Source organism: Mucilaginibacter auburnensis, assembly GCF_002797815.1.
GTDB lineage: Bacteria > Bacteroidota > Bacteroidia > Sphingobacteriales > Sphingobacteriaceae > Mucilaginibacter > Mucilaginibacter auburnensis.
The window spans coordinates 2,019,808-2,032,905 of record NZ_PGFJ01000001.1 but is presented as its reverse complement, the minus strand read 5'-3'; the positions used below and the strand labels follow the sequence as shown (position 1 = coordinate 2,032,905).

At 41.2% G+C, this 13,098-nt stretch carries 16 protein-coding genes; 12 read left to right on the top strand and 4 right to left on the bottom strand.

All coding sequences use genetic code 11. The annotated features are described in order from the left end of the window. Nucleotides 1-34: 34 nt before the first annotated feature. The 10 genes from CLV57_RS09100 to CLV57_RS09055 all read left to right on the top strand — a co-directional run bounded on the left by CLV57_RS09100 (nucleotide 35) and on the right by CLV57_RS09055 (nucleotide 9,334). Nucleotides 35-532 carry an RNA polymerase sigma factor gene (locus tag CLV57_RS09100; RefSeq protein ID WP_100340988.1) on the top strand — a complete coding sequence of 166 codons (498 nt, stop codon included), beginning with the start codon at nucleotides 35-37 and terminating at the stop codon, nucleotides 530-532. Then, nucleotides 519-1,109 carry a hypothetical protein gene (locus CLV57_RS09095; protein WP_100340987.1) on the top strand — a complete coding sequence of 197 codons (591 nt, stop codon included), beginning with the start codon at nucleotides 519-521 and terminating at the stop codon, nucleotides 1,107-1,109. Before CLV57_RS09100 ends, CLV57_RS09095 begins: the two co-directional genes overlap by 14 nt. A 172-nt stretch (nucleotides 1,110-1,281) precedes the next feature. Beyond that, on the top strand, nucleotides 1,282-1,746 hold the full coding sequence (locus CLV57_RS09090) for a hypothetical protein (protein WP_100340986.1): 465 nt from the start codon (nucleotides 1,282-1,284) through the stop codon (nucleotides 1,744-1,746). A gap of 97 nt (nucleotides 1,747-1,843) precedes the next feature. Continuing rightward, entirely contained in the window at nucleotides 1,844-3,022 is a 1,179-nt protein-coding gene (locus tag CLV57_RS09085; RefSeq protein WP_100340985.1) for an acetyl-CoA C-acyltransferase, read from the top strand. A 23-nt stretch (nucleotides 3,023-3,045) separates the two neighbouring features. Beyond that, the gene (locus CLV57_RS09080; protein ID WP_100340984.1) at nucleotides 3,046-3,966 is read left to right on the top strand and encodes a hypothetical protein; all 921 of its coding nucleotides are present in this window, start codon (nucleotides 3,046-3,048) and stop codon (nucleotides 3,964-3,966) included. A gap of 85 nt (nucleotides 3,967-4,051) precedes the next feature. Beyond that, nucleotides 4,052-5,533 carry a POT family MFS transporter gene (locus CLV57_RS09075; RefSeq protein WP_100340983.1) on the top strand — a complete coding sequence of 494 codons (1,482 nt, stop codon included), beginning with the start codon at nucleotides 4,052-4,054 and terminating at the stop codon, nucleotides 5,531-5,533. 115 nt (nucleotides 5,534-5,648) lie between these two features. Next, nucleotides 5,649-6,380 carry a polyprenol monophosphomannose synthase gene (locus tag CLV57_RS09070; protein WP_100340982.1) on the top strand — a complete coding sequence of 244 codons (732 nt, stop codon included), beginning with the start codon at nucleotides 5,649-5,651 and terminating at the stop codon, nucleotides 6,378-6,380. A gap of 104 nt (nucleotides 6,381-6,484) precedes the next feature. Next, nucleotides 6,485-7,507, top strand: coding sequence for a Holliday junction branch migration DNA helicase RuvB (gene ruvB, locus CLV57_RS09065; protein ID WP_100340981.1), 1,023 nt, complete (start codon nucleotides 6,485-6,487; stop codon nucleotides 7,505-7,507). 80 nt (nucleotides 7,508-7,587) lie between these two features. After that, a complete protein-coding gene (locus CLV57_RS09060) occupies nucleotides 7,588-8,499 on the top strand; it encodes a polysaccharide deacetylase family protein (RefSeq protein WP_100340980.1) in 912 nt (303 codons plus the stop codon). 232 nt (nucleotides 8,500-8,731) lie between these two features. Next, a complete protein-coding gene (locus tag CLV57_RS09055; RefSeq protein ID WP_100340979.1) occupies nucleotides 8,732-9,334 on the top strand; it encodes a GIN domain-containing protein in 603 nt (200 codons plus the stop codon). A gap of 57 nt (nucleotides 9,335-9,391) precedes the next feature. Here the strand turns inward: CLV57_RS09055 and CLV57_RS09050 are convergent, their stop codons facing one another. Continuing rightward, the gene (locus CLV57_RS09050) at nucleotides 9,392-9,652 is read right to left on the bottom strand and encodes a hypothetical protein (RefSeq protein WP_157799112.1); all 261 of its coding nucleotides are present in this window, start codon (nucleotides 9,650-9,652) and stop codon (nucleotides 9,392-9,394) included. Between the two features lie 62 nt (nucleotides 9,653-9,714). On the opposite strand from CLV57_RS09050, the gene queG reads away from it, so the two are divergent. Further along, nucleotides 9,715-10,662, top strand: coding sequence for a tRNA epoxyqueuosine(34) reductase QueG (gene queG, locus CLV57_RS09045; protein ID WP_100340977.1), 948 nt, complete (start codon nucleotides 9,715-9,717; stop codon nucleotides 10,660-10,662). Between the two features lie 235 nt (nucleotides 10,663-10,897). Here the strand turns inward: queG and CLV57_RS09040 are convergent, their stop codons facing one another. Then, the gene (locus CLV57_RS09040) at nucleotides 10,898-11,371 is read right to left on the bottom strand and encodes a hypothetical protein (RefSeq protein WP_100340976.1); all 474 of its coding nucleotides are present in this window, start codon (nucleotides 11,369-11,371) and stop codon (nucleotides 10,898-10,900) included. Nucleotides 11,372-11,476: 105 nt separating this feature from the next. On the opposite strand from CLV57_RS09040, the gene CLV57_RS09035 reads away from it, so the two are divergent. Beyond that, nucleotides 11,477-11,911, top strand: a complete 435-nt coding sequence (locus CLV57_RS09035) for an OsmC family protein (RefSeq protein ID WP_100340975.1) — start codon at nucleotides 11,477-11,479, stop codon at nucleotides 11,909-11,911. Nucleotides 11,912-11,983: 72 nt separating this feature from the next. On the opposite strand, the gene CLV57_RS09030 is transcribed toward CLV57_RS09035, so the two are convergent. Together CLV57_RS09030 and CLV57_RS09025 are read right to left on the bottom strand one after the other, a co-directional pair. Beyond that, on the bottom strand, nucleotides 11,984-12,364 hold the full coding sequence (locus tag CLV57_RS09030) for an SRPBCC domain-containing protein (protein WP_100340974.1): 381 nt from the start codon (nucleotides 12,362-12,364) through the stop codon (nucleotides 11,984-11,986). Nucleotides 12,365-12,383: 19 nt separating this feature from the next. Further along, on the bottom strand, nucleotides 12,384-12,956 hold the full coding sequence (locus CLV57_RS09025; protein WP_100340973.1) for an acetate uptake transporter: 573 nt from the start codon (nucleotides 12,954-12,956) through the stop codon (nucleotides 12,384-12,386). Nucleotides 12,957-13,098: the final 142 nt, after the last annotated feature.

Below are 13,098 nucleotides of genomic sequence, written 5' to 3'. Positions count from 1 at the left end.
ATTAGCGTCATAATAAGAAAACCATTAACTGAACGTGTCAGACAAGGAAGCTGTTTTTAAGCAGATATTTCAGGCCAACTCAAAAAAGATATACCATTTATGCTATGGTTATACCGGCGATGATGACGCGGCTAACGATCTGCTACAGGAAACTTTTCTAAAAGTCTGGCAAAATCTGGAGAAGTTTCGTAACCAGGCAATGATATCTACGTGGATATACCGTATTGCCGTGAACACGTGTTTAACCTATTTACGCTCGGAGAAAAGACAGGCTAAAGATGAGCTGACGCCGGAACTGGCCGATTCAAAACCTGAAGATTATTCGCCAAAGAACGAACAGGTGGCGTTATTGTATAAATGTATATCAAAGCTGGAGGAATCAGAAAGGATCATTATCACCATGGTGTTAGATGAGCTTCCGTATCCGGAGATAGCAGAAATATCCGGTATATCCGAGGGCAATCTAAGGGTGAAGATATTTCGTATAAAACAAAAATTAACAGAATTATATAATCAATATGAAAGACTTTGATCATTTAATGTCGGTTTGGCAGGAACAGCCAAAACGGGATCAGCTTTCAGTAGATGACGTGCTGAAGCAGGTGAAGAAGGGAATTAGCGGGATGAGCAGTAAGCTGTTTTGGAATATAACCGGTATGGGGGCCTGCTTAGTAGGCTTGTTTGCGGCTATGCTGTTTTTTGTGTTTACATCTTGGGTTACTTACGTTGGGCTTACTATAATACTCATTACCATGTTATTATATATCATGATGATGGTGCGCGACTACCGTATTATAAGCAAACAGGATGTAACCATTAACCCAGCCGAGTATTTGCAAAGCCTTAAAGAGTATCAAAAAAACCGTACCGAAGTGTATGGTTGGCTGTATTACCTTTATGTAATTTTAATGAGTACAGGATTACTTTTGTACTTTTTTGAAGTGTTAGAAAGTTCGTCAGCAATATTTAAAATAATAGCCTACAGCAGTTATGCGCTGTTCATTTTATTCTGTAGCTCGTACATACGTTCACACTTTGTAAAAACCGAGCAGGAGAAACTTAATTTGATGATAGACAGGTTGGTACGATTGCAAGAGCAGTTTGATTAACTTACTGCAGCCATCTCATCTTCATGAGAGGTAGTTTGCCAATCAATATCACTTTATCCTACCTTACGTTAAAGACTAAAAAAGGCTTAACCAGCGAAGTGTTGTCATCCGAAGTAAAACATCTGTTTTAATAATAAAAAGCGTATATTTTATTTAGCTTTGCTACAACAGCATGACTAATAATCCTTATCCTATAGCGCTTAAAACAGTTTTCACATTAAGCATTTTGCTTTATGTAATATCTCTTACCCAGGAAGGTTTTTGCACGGTAACGCGTTGTGGCGGTAACTGGAACGGATTTGCTATGGTGGCATTGGGCGCCATAGGTGGTATTTTAAGTGCTGCCGGTTTGGTTTGGTACGCAAATCCACTACTTTGGGCTGCGTGGTGGTTCCTAAAAAAACAACCCAAAAAAGCCATCTACTTCAGCGGCGCGGCAACTGCAATTTCCTTATCATTCTTGCTTTTCACCGAAATTGCCGATCAGCAACCCGGCCGGGAATCATACATTACCGCTTATAAAGCAGGTTACTGGTTATGGGTAGCCACAATGATAGCGACGCTATTAGGTAGTATTGTACTATTTTTCATAAAGAAACAATTTGGAGAGGAAGAAGAAAGATATTACCCCTATTGAGTAGTTGATGAGCTGTATTCAGAGTTAATCATCGTTCTTTTTTTCAGGCTTCAAATAAGTTCGAATAAACCAATAATTTTGTATTTGATCAAATGCTATGAAACAAGTTGTAATTGTATCAGCAACCCGTACACCTATTGGTAGCTTTGGCGGCAATTTATCAGCCTTTACTGCAACTCAACTGGGCGGTTTTGCAATAGCTTCGGCAATAAAAAAAGCCGGTATAACGCCGAACAGCGTGCAAGAAGTTTTGATGGGTAATGTGTTGTCTGCCGCATTAGGTCAGGCTCCTGCAACACAGGCTGCCATGTTTGCAGGTCTGCCGTATTTACCCGCTACTACTGTTAACAAAGTTTGCGCATCAGGTATGAAGGCAATAATGCTTGCAGCTCAAAGCATATCGCTGGGTCAAAATGAAATTGTTGTGGCAGGTGGCATGGAAAGTATGAGCAATGTGCCTTACTATCTGGATAAGGCGCGTACAGGTTACCGCTTAGGGAATGGTCAACTTATGGATGGTTTGTTAAAAGATGGCTTGTGGGATGTATATAACGATTATCACATGGCTTCGGCTGCTGAGCTGTGTGCTACTGAATGCAACATCGGCCGTGAGCGACAGGACGAATACGCTATTGAGTCGTACAAAAGGGCGTTAAAGGCACAATTGAAAGGAAAATTCATTGATGAATTAACTCCTTTGGAAATAAGAGACAAGAGCGGTGCGACGACGCTTATTTCAGAAGACGAAGAACCTAAAAAAGTAAAATTTGATAAAATACAACAGCTGAAGCCGGTATTTAAAGCGGATGGCACTATAACAGCCGCTAATGCATCTGCCTTAAATGATGGAGCCGCAGCGCTGGTGTTAATGAGCGATGAAAAAGCAACTGAATTGGGCTTACAACCCCTGGCCCGCATACTATCTTATGCCGATGCTCAGCAGGCTCCCGAATGGTTTACTACAGCACCTGCAAAAGCTCTTCCACTGGCACTTCAAAGAGCAAATTTGTCTTTGAGTGATATCGACTACTTCGAAATAAATGAAGCTTTCTCTGTTGTAGCGATAGCCAATAATCAACAGTTGGAGATTGATCCTGCAAAAGTGAACGTTAATGGCGGCGCCGTATCGTTGGGACATCCGTTAGGTGCATCAGGCGCACGCATTATTGTAACCTTGCTTAATGTATTGCAGCAAAACAACGGCAGGTACGGTGCTGCCGGCATATGTAACGGAGGCGGCGGAGCAAGCGCAATTGTTATTGAAAATTTACGTTAACGCATATAACAATTAGATAAATAGTGATCAAAAAATTATTCCTTTTATTTATCGCTCTCCTGGGTCTTAGAGAAGGCTATGCGCAATTCTCGCAAAAGGACATCACTACACTAAATATGTACCGTGATAGTTTAAAACACCTCGGCGCTGAAATAGTTAATAATCCAGGCGAACCTGAACGAAAAAACGCCAATTACGTATTTATAAAAACGCTGGTAAGCGCGCTTAAAACGCCCAATTCCTATTTATATAAGTTTGATTCTGTAAAAACTATTAGTGTCCTTAACTCGCCCGATAATCGTTTCAGAATATTTAGCTGGCATATTGCGCATGATGATGGCAGCTACCGCTTTTACGGTGCAATACAGATGAACACCGGCGGGCCTCTGAAATTATACCCTTTAGAAGACTACTCGCCGCTGATGGCTCATCCGGAAGATACGGTTACCAGCAATGCCAAGTGGTATGGCGCGCAGTACTATACCATCATCCCGGTACAGGGCGCTGATCCGCATTACGTTTTATTGGGATGGAAAGGTTACACCGACCGATCAACCAAAAAGGTAATAGATGTGCTTACCTTCAGAAATGATAAGCCGGTATTAGGTATGCCAATTTTTGCAAGCAAAGAAAAGAAGCGTAACAGGGTGGTTTTTCAATATACCCGTCAGGCTTCCATGCTGCTACGTTACGTGCCTGGGGAGAACCTGATCGTTTTTGATAACCTGGCAGCTCCGGATAAAAAATCAAAAGATAAGCCTGAAACCTACGGCCCTGATTTGAGTTACAACGGTTACAAGCTAAAAAATGGCAGATGGGAATTGATTGAAGACCTGGATATGCGCAATGTGCCCAATGAAAGTGATGCCAGTTATATAGACCCTAAACCTACAGAAATGCCTCGATTGGAAGTTAAACCTGTTCCCCGAAAAACAGTCCAGTAATAGCTTGTAAAGTAACTATGGCCTGTTAGTTAGCAAATTTGTATTTACAATATAAATAGTATTTTCGTACCATTAAACTGATCTTATGTCCGAAACAATAACTGCGGCCACCGCAGCAAATAAACCGCGTTACCCTAAAAGTATTCCTTTTATTATTGGCAATGAAGCAGCTGAACGCTTCAGTTTCTACGGGATGCGTTCCATTCTGGCGACCTTCCTGGTGGCGCAGTTCTTTAACCCAACAATGAATCCGGCGCTGCAAACAGTTGCTGAAGCTAAAGCCAATGAGAGCACCCACTTTTTTGTTACCCTTGCTTACACCCTACCTTTCATAGGCGGCTTAGTTGCCGACTGGTTTACAGGCAAATATAAAATCATTCTTTACATATCAATTGTTTATTGTTTTGGCCACCTTTTTCTGGCAATATTTGAAAACAACCTTGATATGTTCCTGGTGGGTTTATTGCTGATAGCTATTGGTGCCGGTGGTATAAAATCGTGCGTGTCAGCTAACGTAGGCGACCAGTTTGACAAAACAAACGAAAGTTTAATGTCAAAAGTTTACGGCTGGTTCTATTTCAGCATTAATTCGGGTTCGGTAATTGCAACAGTGCTGATTCCCTGGGTTTATGATCAGTACGGCCCTAGTATGGCATTTGGAATTCCGGGCTTGTTGATGGCGCTGGCTACTATCATATTCTTTTTAGGCCGCAAAAAATATGTCCGTGTGCCTCCAAGCGGTATAAACAGAAATAACTTTGTTTTTATATCTGTTTACGCGCTGTTAAACATGGGCAAGAAAAAGAAAGGCGAATCATTACTTGATGTTGCCAAAGGTAATTACGATCCTGAAAAAGTTGAAGGTGTTAAAGCCGTTTACCGTGTAATGTCTGTGTTTGCTTTTGCTCCTATATTCTGGGCCATGTGGGATCAAAATCTATCTGAATGGGTTTTACAGGCTGAGAAATTAGACAGACACATTAATCTGGGATTTGTTAATTTTACAATTTTACCAGGACAGGTACAAACTGCTAACCCGGTATTTTTACTAACATTCATTCCTTTATTCACCTATTTTGTTTATCCATTTTTTGATAAAATAGGATTAAAAACCACCCCGCTGCGCAGAATTGGAACAGGTTTAGCTTTAACCGCTTTGTCATTTGTAATTATAGCGATAGTACAGGAGAGCGTTGACAAAGGTGGCCATCCGTCTGTATGGTGGCAAATATTTGCTTACGTTGTTTTATCTGCTGCCGAAGTATTGGTATCTATTACAGGGCTTGAATATGCTTATACACAGGCTCCTAAATCGATGAAAAGTACAATGACGGCTATTTGGTTATTAACAGTAGCAGCGGGTAATCTGTCTGTGGCTTTAATAAACGGAAATATTTCAGAAGGAGGTTTTTTTGCACAATTTACGGGCGCCGATTTCTATTGGATGTTTGTAATAATTTGTGCTGCTTTTTTCGTTGCCTTTTTGTTTATATCTCCACGTTTAAAAGAGCGCAGTTACGTTGGTGTTGATGACAACGAAGTAATTGCAGAAACTAACAATTTATAAAGTAGCTCAACGTTATACAGCAGGACCAAATAACAGGTCCTGCTTTTTTATTTTTTAAAGCCGCTATTTCTGTTATTTTAGCCGAAATTTAAAGCTGCATTATCTAAATCAATAAGTGCCTGATAGCTTAGTTATTATACCCACATACAATGAGCGCGAGAACATCGAGAAGATGATCCGTAAGGTATTTTCTTTGCCTCATGACTTTCATATACTAATTGTTGACGACGGATCACCCGATGGTACCAACATCATTGTAAAATCATTAAGAAACGTTTACCCGGATTCTCTTTTTATTGAAGAGCGTGCAGGGAAACAAGGTCTTGGCACTGCTTACATCCATGGATTTAAATGGGCCATAGCACATAAGTATGACTATATTTTTGAAATGGATGCTGACTTTTCGCACAATCCTGAAGATCTGCTGCGTTTAAGGCGCGCTTGTGTTGAAGGAGCAGATGTAGCTGTTGGCTCGCGTTATATAAAAGGTGTAAATGTGGTTAACTGGCCCATGAGTCGTGTGCTAATGAGTTATTTTGCGTCCGTATATGTTCGATTTATCACCCGCGTTGACATTCAGGATTTCACTGCCGGATTTATGTGCTACAAACGCAAAGTTTTAGAAACTATAGTTTTAGACAAGATAAAATTTGTAGGCTACGCTTTTCAAATCGAGATGAAATACACCGCTGTAAAACATGGCTTTTCGGTTAAGGAAGTGCCCATTATATTTACAGATCGAACCGCCGGCGAGTCAAAGATGTCAAAAGGCATATTTAAGGAGGCTTTTTTCGGCGTTATCCAAATGCGGATAAATGCAATTTTCAGGAAGTATCCCGAGGGATGATTTAGCCGAAAGCGACAATTTTGACTATTGTCATTCAAATTATCTTTCGGACTTTCTAACTTGCGGACTTTCCGACTCATAAAAAAATGCTAAATTCGTTGGCAATGAACGAAAATCTCGATCCCAACCTTGAGAACCTCACTCCTGTAGAGCGCGACATTGAGAAAGCGCTTCGTCCACAGGCTTTTGAGGATTTTACAGGTCAGCATAACATACTCGCCAATTTAAGAATATTTGTACAGGCAGCGCGCCAACGCGGCGAAGCGCTCGACCATGTTTTATTGCACGGCCCTCCCGGATTGGGAAAAACAACACTATCGCATATCATAGCCAATGAAATGGGCGTTGGTATCAAAATAACATCCGGGCCGGTACTTGATAAACCGGGAGATCTCGCAGGCCTGCTTACCAATCTGGAGAACGGAGACATTTTATTTATTGACGAAATACACCGCTTAAGTCCGTTGGTTGAAGAGTACCTGTATTCGGCAATGGAAGATTTTAAGATAGATATTATGTTGGAGAGCGGACCCAACGCCCGCTCGGTGCAGTTATCTTTAAACCCTTTCACCCTGGTTGGCGCTACCACACGCTCCGGTTTATTGACTGCGCCACTTAGGGCTCGCTTTGGCATCAATTCCAGATTAGAATATTATGATGCGAAGTTGCTTACTACTATCGTTTTGCGTTCTGCCTCTATTTTAAAAACTCCGATTAGTGATGAAGGCGCTTATGAAATTGCCCGCAGAAGTCGTGGTACGCCACGTATAGCTAATGCGTTGTTAAGAAGAACACGAGATTTCGCGCAGATAAAAGGCAACGGACGCATTGACACCAACATTGCTCAATATGCACTTAACGCGTTAAACGTTGATGAACACGGTTTAGATGAAATGGACAACAAAATATTGTCAACCATTATCGACAAGTTTAAAGGCGGTCCGGTAGGCTTAAAAACCATCGCTACCGCCGTTGGTGAAGATGAAGGAACCATTGAAGAAGTTTACGAGCCATTTTTAATACAGGAAGGTTTTCTGATGCGTACCGCACGCGGCCGGGAAGCTACAGAGAGCGCTTACAAGCACCTTGGTAAAATAAAACCAGGTGGTACTCCTTCATTATTTTAATCAATAATTTGCGGCAAACAGTTTTGTATATATTTGTTTTAAAAGCAAAACTTTAAATCCGCTTTTGCATTATATCTACTATGTTAAAATCATACCAATCGTTACTGCTGGCGAGTTTAATGCTTGCTACTTCATGCCAGTCAAAATCAGAAAAAAAGGGCGCTGTAGGCGATTCAATCCCTGCTGCGAATACCAAAGTTGCAAATGAACCTGCCGCTCCAACAGGGCCGGTAAAAATTGATAAGGAAGCCATTATGGCGCGCAAGCAAGTGCCTATACTTTGCTACCACCAAATACGTGACTGGCGACCAAAAGATTCAAAAGGAGCTAAAGACTATATCGTTCCGGTCGCAGCTTTCAAAGAGAAAATAAAAAGTTTGGCCGATAGCGGGTATCACACTATACTACCAGATCAGTTATATGCTTATTTAACTACAGGCGCCAAGCTGCCAAGCAAGCCTATTATGCTAACTTTTGATGATACTGACCTTGATCAGTTCACCATTGCAGCCCCCGAATTGAAAAAATATGGTTTCAAGGCTGTGTATTTCATCATGACGGTATCCATTGGTCGCCCTAACTACATGAGTAAGGAACAGATCAAACAGCTATCGGATGATGGTAATGTGATTGGCAGCCACACATGGGATCACCACCGTTTTGACCGCTTGTCGCATAACTCTTCTCTGAAAATATTGGGTAAAAATGGTAAGGTAACGCTTAAACCAACAGATGATTGGGTTACGCAATTAGATAAACCAACTGCCAAGCTGGAAGAGATAACGGGCAAAAAAATAACTTATTTTGCTTTTCCTTTCGGTATATGGAATGCTGAAAATCTGCCTGAGTTGCACAAACGCGGCTTCAAAATGGCATTCCAGTTAGCCGACAAGCGCGACGCCAATGATCCGCTTATGACTGTTCGCCGTATTTTAGATAGTGGTTACTGGAGCACCAAGACATTGCACAACGCCATTAAAAACAGCTTCTAAGTAAAAGCTTAGAAAATATAACGAAAGCCGCATCCAACGGGACTGCGGCTTTTTTATTTGCATACCTACCCCATCAGTTTAAAACTATTTGACGACACATTGCTGGCTTTCGCCTGCACAAAACAACTGGTTGTCTACTATACACTATAGTCAATTTAACTTTCTGTCTTTCAGCATGTCATAGAGGTGTATTTAATAAAAATAACATACTCACACATTAAAAATAAAAGACATGAAAACTAAATTCACAACAATCATTGCAACAGTAGCATTATTAATTAGCACTATTACAATTGCCCAAGCCAACGATGACGCGGTTACCCTAACAAGCGCCGGCCATATCAACAAAATAGAAGCCAGTGGCAATGTGGAAGTCTATATTACCAACGGTAAAGAAGATGGCGTTAAAGTTTACAATGACTATTACGCGCAAAACGCTATGGTTCAGAATGAGGACGGTACACTGCGTATAGCTTCTTATAAAAATGATGCTTTAATAGTTTTGGTTACGGTAACCGATCTTCGTGCTATTACTGCTAATGACCATGCTATTATCAAATCATACAATGGTTTATCAGCTTTGTCATTAAACATAGATTTGAACGATAAAGCCATAGCAAGTTTAGACGTTGATGCGGTTGCAGCCAACATCACAGTAAACGACAATGCCCGTGCTGATTTGTATGGAATGATTCAAAACTACCACATTGATTACAGTGCTACTGCAAGCGTCAACAAAAACGAACTGGAAGCTTACAGCAGCAGCGAAAGAGAGATTGTTAAACCAACATTTAGTCGCACTCCGAGAAACTTCAGAGTGACAGCTGCCCTTTAATAGAGCATGCGTTAAAGCAAAAATCCCTTAGCATTAATTGCTAAGGGATTTTTGCTTTTAAAGGTTTTCTCCTTTTGGGCCTTGACCTTTGTTGGAGGCGTCATCCTCTGTTACGGATGTATCTTCTTCAACTACATCGTCTGCCGCTTCTGCATCTTCACTGCCGGGCGTAACCGTAGGCACACGTACTTCGTCGGGTTTATCCTGCACATTGGCACCCTCCTGCTGTTCTAACATATTGTCGCCATCTTTATTAGTAACTGAATCATCGTTGTTGGTGATTTGTTCTTCTATCGGATCATTTGTTTGGTTTTCCATGATTTTAGTTTTTGGTAGTTGTATAAAAATGGGTGTTTTTAATTGTGCTATCTTTGCCTGCAATGCAACAAAGCCGTTCAGCATATAGTAAGCTAATCAAAGATGAAGCCAAAAAACTGGGCTTTATGTTTTGCGGCATTGCCAAAGCCGGTTTCCTGGAAGCAGAAGCACCTCGCCTGGAGGCCTGGCTTAACGCAGGCATGCACGGCAAAATGCAGTACATGGAAAATTACTTTGATAAACGTCTCGACCCACGTTTGTTGGTTGACGGGGCAAAGTCGGTAATTTCATTGGCGCTGAATTATTACACCGATGCCCGGCAAACCGACCCATCTGCTCCTAAAATATCCAAATATGCTTATGGTCAGGACTATCACGCTGTTATAAAGGATAAGCTTAAGCAGTTGCTCCAAACCATAAATGAGCAGATCGGCGAAGTTGGTGGCAGGGCTTTTGTCGATTCAGCTCCTGTTTTGGATAAAGCCTGGGCCAAAAAGGCAGGAATAGGATGGGTAGGCAAGAACAGCAATCTGCTCAACAAAAAGGCCGGCTCTTTCTTTTTTTTGGCCGAACTGATTGTTGATATTGAACTGGAGTACGATAGTGAGCCAACTGCCGATCATTGCGGTACCTGCACCCGTTGTATTGATGCCTGCCCTACCGATGCAATTGTTGGCCCCTACGTAGTTGATGGCAGCAAATGCATCTCCTACCTCACCATTGAACTGAAAGATGAACTCCCTGCCGAATTTAAAGGCAAAATGGATAACTGGATGTTTGGCTGCGATATATGTCAGGATGTATGTCCCTGGAACAAGTTCTCGGTAATTCATTCGGAACCGCCGTTTGACCCGCATCCCGATCTGTTAGGTTTGAGTCGTGATGACATTCAAGAGATAACAGAGGATGTGTTTAAAAAGGTCTTCCAAAAATCGGCGGTTAAACGCACTAAATACGCCGGCCTGAAACGCAATATCAACTTCTTAAAACCAGGCACCACATCCCTTTAAGTTACTCAATTCAATACACCAAGCTGTCCCAATTAAATAGGCGCCTTGCATAAATTAAACAATCAACCTGGACAACTTGCCTATGATAATCAATGTTTTAAGATTTTGGCACTTTAAGATTTCATGGCAATCTTATGAGAAATCGTTTTTTTGGTCCACCATTTGGGACAGCTTTCAATACACAAATTTGAGCTATGATCACAAACTGACCAATTGTAAAGTTGGTCAGTTTATATTAATCATACGCCATCACATTTTTATCCGGAGCTATCTGAATCAGGTGGTATTTTTTTAACGGATCGGGATTATTCTGATTTGAGGTTATGTAGATACTTCCCAGATCTTTTAAAACGTATACTTCCACATCGCCAATATCATCCTTTTTATAAGGGTATTGTTTAATAGAAGTAATCAGTATATCATATTGCTGGTTGTCATTAGTTTCTACCTCAATAAACATCCTGCGACCATCCGCACGCAAAGCTACATTTACAAATGTACCCCTGTTAGTAGCTAACGTATATTCGCGGGTTTTCTTCTTTTCGTTCTTTGCTTTTTGTGTGTAACCCTTGCCCAATAACAAACTGTCGTTCCTGTTGATATTGTTGTGAAGCATGAGGTTCACTTCCTCGTATGATATTAATTTGCCTTGCCCAAAACCAACGCAAGCCACGCAACAAAAAATAAGGGTGATAAGGATCTTTTTCATCATCAGGTTAATTACTATAGGGTTTAAAATTACATTAAACTTAAACTACATCAAAAAGAATGCGGTGGCTTATGTTTAACTTAGCATACTTTTTACATTTAAGTTATGCCAAAAATTGAATTAAGCCGTGTTAGCGGCGACTATGGCTTTGATGCCAAAGACGAAAACGGACATATTGTTAAAATGGACAGCAATCCGCAAAGCGGAGGTTTGGATTATGGCGCCCGCCCTATGCAGTTATTGTTAATGGGTTTGGCAGGTTGCTCGGCCATTGACGTAATTGCTATATTGAAGAAACAGCGTCAGGATGTAAAAGATTATAAAATGGTTATTAACGGCGACCGCGAAGCGGGTGTGGAACCATCTTTATGGCAAAATATTGAGGTTGAATTTCACCTTTACGGAGATATTGACCCTGATAAGGCAGCCAAAGCAGTTGACCTTTCATTAGGTAAATATTGCTCCGTTGCGTCTACCCTTGAAAAAGCCGGTGCGCAAATCAACTCTAAAGTATTTGTGCATCCGGAAGTAACTGCATAAGCACTTATTGATATAACAACAACGCCCGCGGATAATCCGCGGGCGTTGTTGTTTATATACTTTTTACTTTATCTAATCCTCATAAAATTCTATAAGGGAGGCAAAATAGCTATCGTTCCACCCCTCTGTAATGTCATTATAATCCTCATCGGGGATGTTGGCATGGCGTAATTCAACTGATGTTCCAGCTTTATCCGCATGTAGTTTAATAGTAACTATTGATTCCTCGGGCTGGCCATCAAAATACCATTGCTGTACTATCTTTTTTCCAGGATCCAGCTCAATATTCTTACCCACTATAGCACCATCCCACATAGAAAATTCACCACCTGGTGTGGCATCCATTTCTACAACATCACCTGTCCATAATTGAATGGTTGCAGCATTGGTAAGGGCCAGGTAAACCTCCTCAGGATCGGCCGGAATGATATAATATTTTTTAAAGTCTTTCACGGCTGCAAGTTACAGCATTTTATCTTTGAACCGGACCTAAAGGCCAAACTGTTTTGCCATAAATTTCATTCAATACCTGCGCAATCCCGGTATACACTGCAGATGCACCGCAGATGATACCTTCGTAACCTGCCAGCGTTTTAATGGTTGGGTTTTCCATAGCATCGCCTATGGCCAATAAAGCAAACAATATCACTAACGAGCCAAACACAAATTGCAGTGCCTTACTTAAACGCAGTGTACCGAAGAACAACAATAGCGTAAACAATCCCCAAACAGAAAGGTAAGCTACCATGGCATTATTGGAGGTTTTTTCTACCCAACCCAACTTAGGCATCACAATTAAACATACTAATGACAGCCAGAAAAAGCCGTATGAGGTGAAGGCTGTTAAGCCGAAAGTGTTATCTTTTTTTGCTTCAATAATACCGGCAATAACCTGAGCCAGGCCGCCATAAAAAATGCCCATGCCCAGTATCATGGAGTTCATTTCAAAAAAGCCTGCATTGTGAATGTTCAACAAAATGGTGGTCATGCCGAAAGCGCACAAACCTAACGGAGCCGGGTTGGCTATAGCGTTTGGGGTACTCATAAAAAATTGTTACGGTAAAAGGGTTTATAATTGGTTTATAGCGCAATTTAGTTATTTAAACCAATTTAGCAAATGGCTGGGCCACGTTAGAAAATAAAAAGGCCGCTAAAAAAAATCAGCGGCCTAACTGGTAATGTTTAGG

Excerpts from the sequence above, each read along its gene's own strand:
- CLV57_RS09060 (WP_100340980.1), top strand. The coding sequence starts at position 7,588 with ATGTTAAAATCATACCAATCGTTACTGCTGGCGAGTTTAATGCTTGCT.
- CLV57_RS09035 (WP_100340975.1), top strand. The coding sequence starts at position 11,477 with ATGCCAAAAATTGAATTAAGCCGTGTTAGCGGCGACTATGGCTTTGAT.
- CLV57_RS09025 (WP_100340973.1), bottom strand. The coding sequence starts at position 12,956 with ATGAGTACCCCAAACGCTATAGCCAACCCGGCTCCGTTAGGTTTGTGC.
- CLV57_RS09075 (WP_100340983.1), top strand. The coding sequence starts at position 4,052 with ATGTCCGAAACAATAACTGCGGCCACCGCAGCAAATAAACCGCGTTAC.
- CLV57_RS09050 (WP_157799112.1), bottom strand. The coding sequence starts at position 9,652 with ATGGAAAACCAAACAAATGATCCGATAGAAGAACAAATCACCAACAAC.
- CLV57_RS09085 (WP_100340985.1), top strand. The coding sequence starts at position 1,844 with ATGAAACAAGTTGTAATTGTATCAGCAACCCGTACACCTATTGGTAGC.
- CLV57_RS09095 (WP_100340987.1), top strand. The coding sequence starts at position 519 with ATGAAAGACTTTGATCATTTAATGTCGGTTTGGCAGGAACAGCCAAAA.
- queG (WP_100340977.1), top strand. The coding sequence starts at position 9,715 with ATGCAACAAAGCCGTTCAGCATATAGTAAGCTAATCAAAGATGAAGCC.
- CLV57_RS09090 (WP_100340986.1), top strand. The coding sequence starts at position 1,282 with ATGACTAATAATCCTTATCCTATAGCGCTTAAAACAGTTTTCACATTA.
- CLV57_RS09055 (WP_100340979.1), top strand. The coding sequence starts at position 8,732 with ATGAAAACTAAATTCACAACAATCATTGCAACAGTAGCATTATTAATT.
- ruvB (WP_100340981.1), top strand. The coding sequence starts at position 6,485 with ATGAACGAAAATCTCGATCCCAACCTTGAGAACCTCACTCCTGTAGAG.
- CLV57_RS09040 (WP_100340976.1), bottom strand. The coding sequence starts at position 11,371 with ATGAAAAAGATCCTTATCACCCTTATTTTTTGTTGCGTGGCTTGCGTT.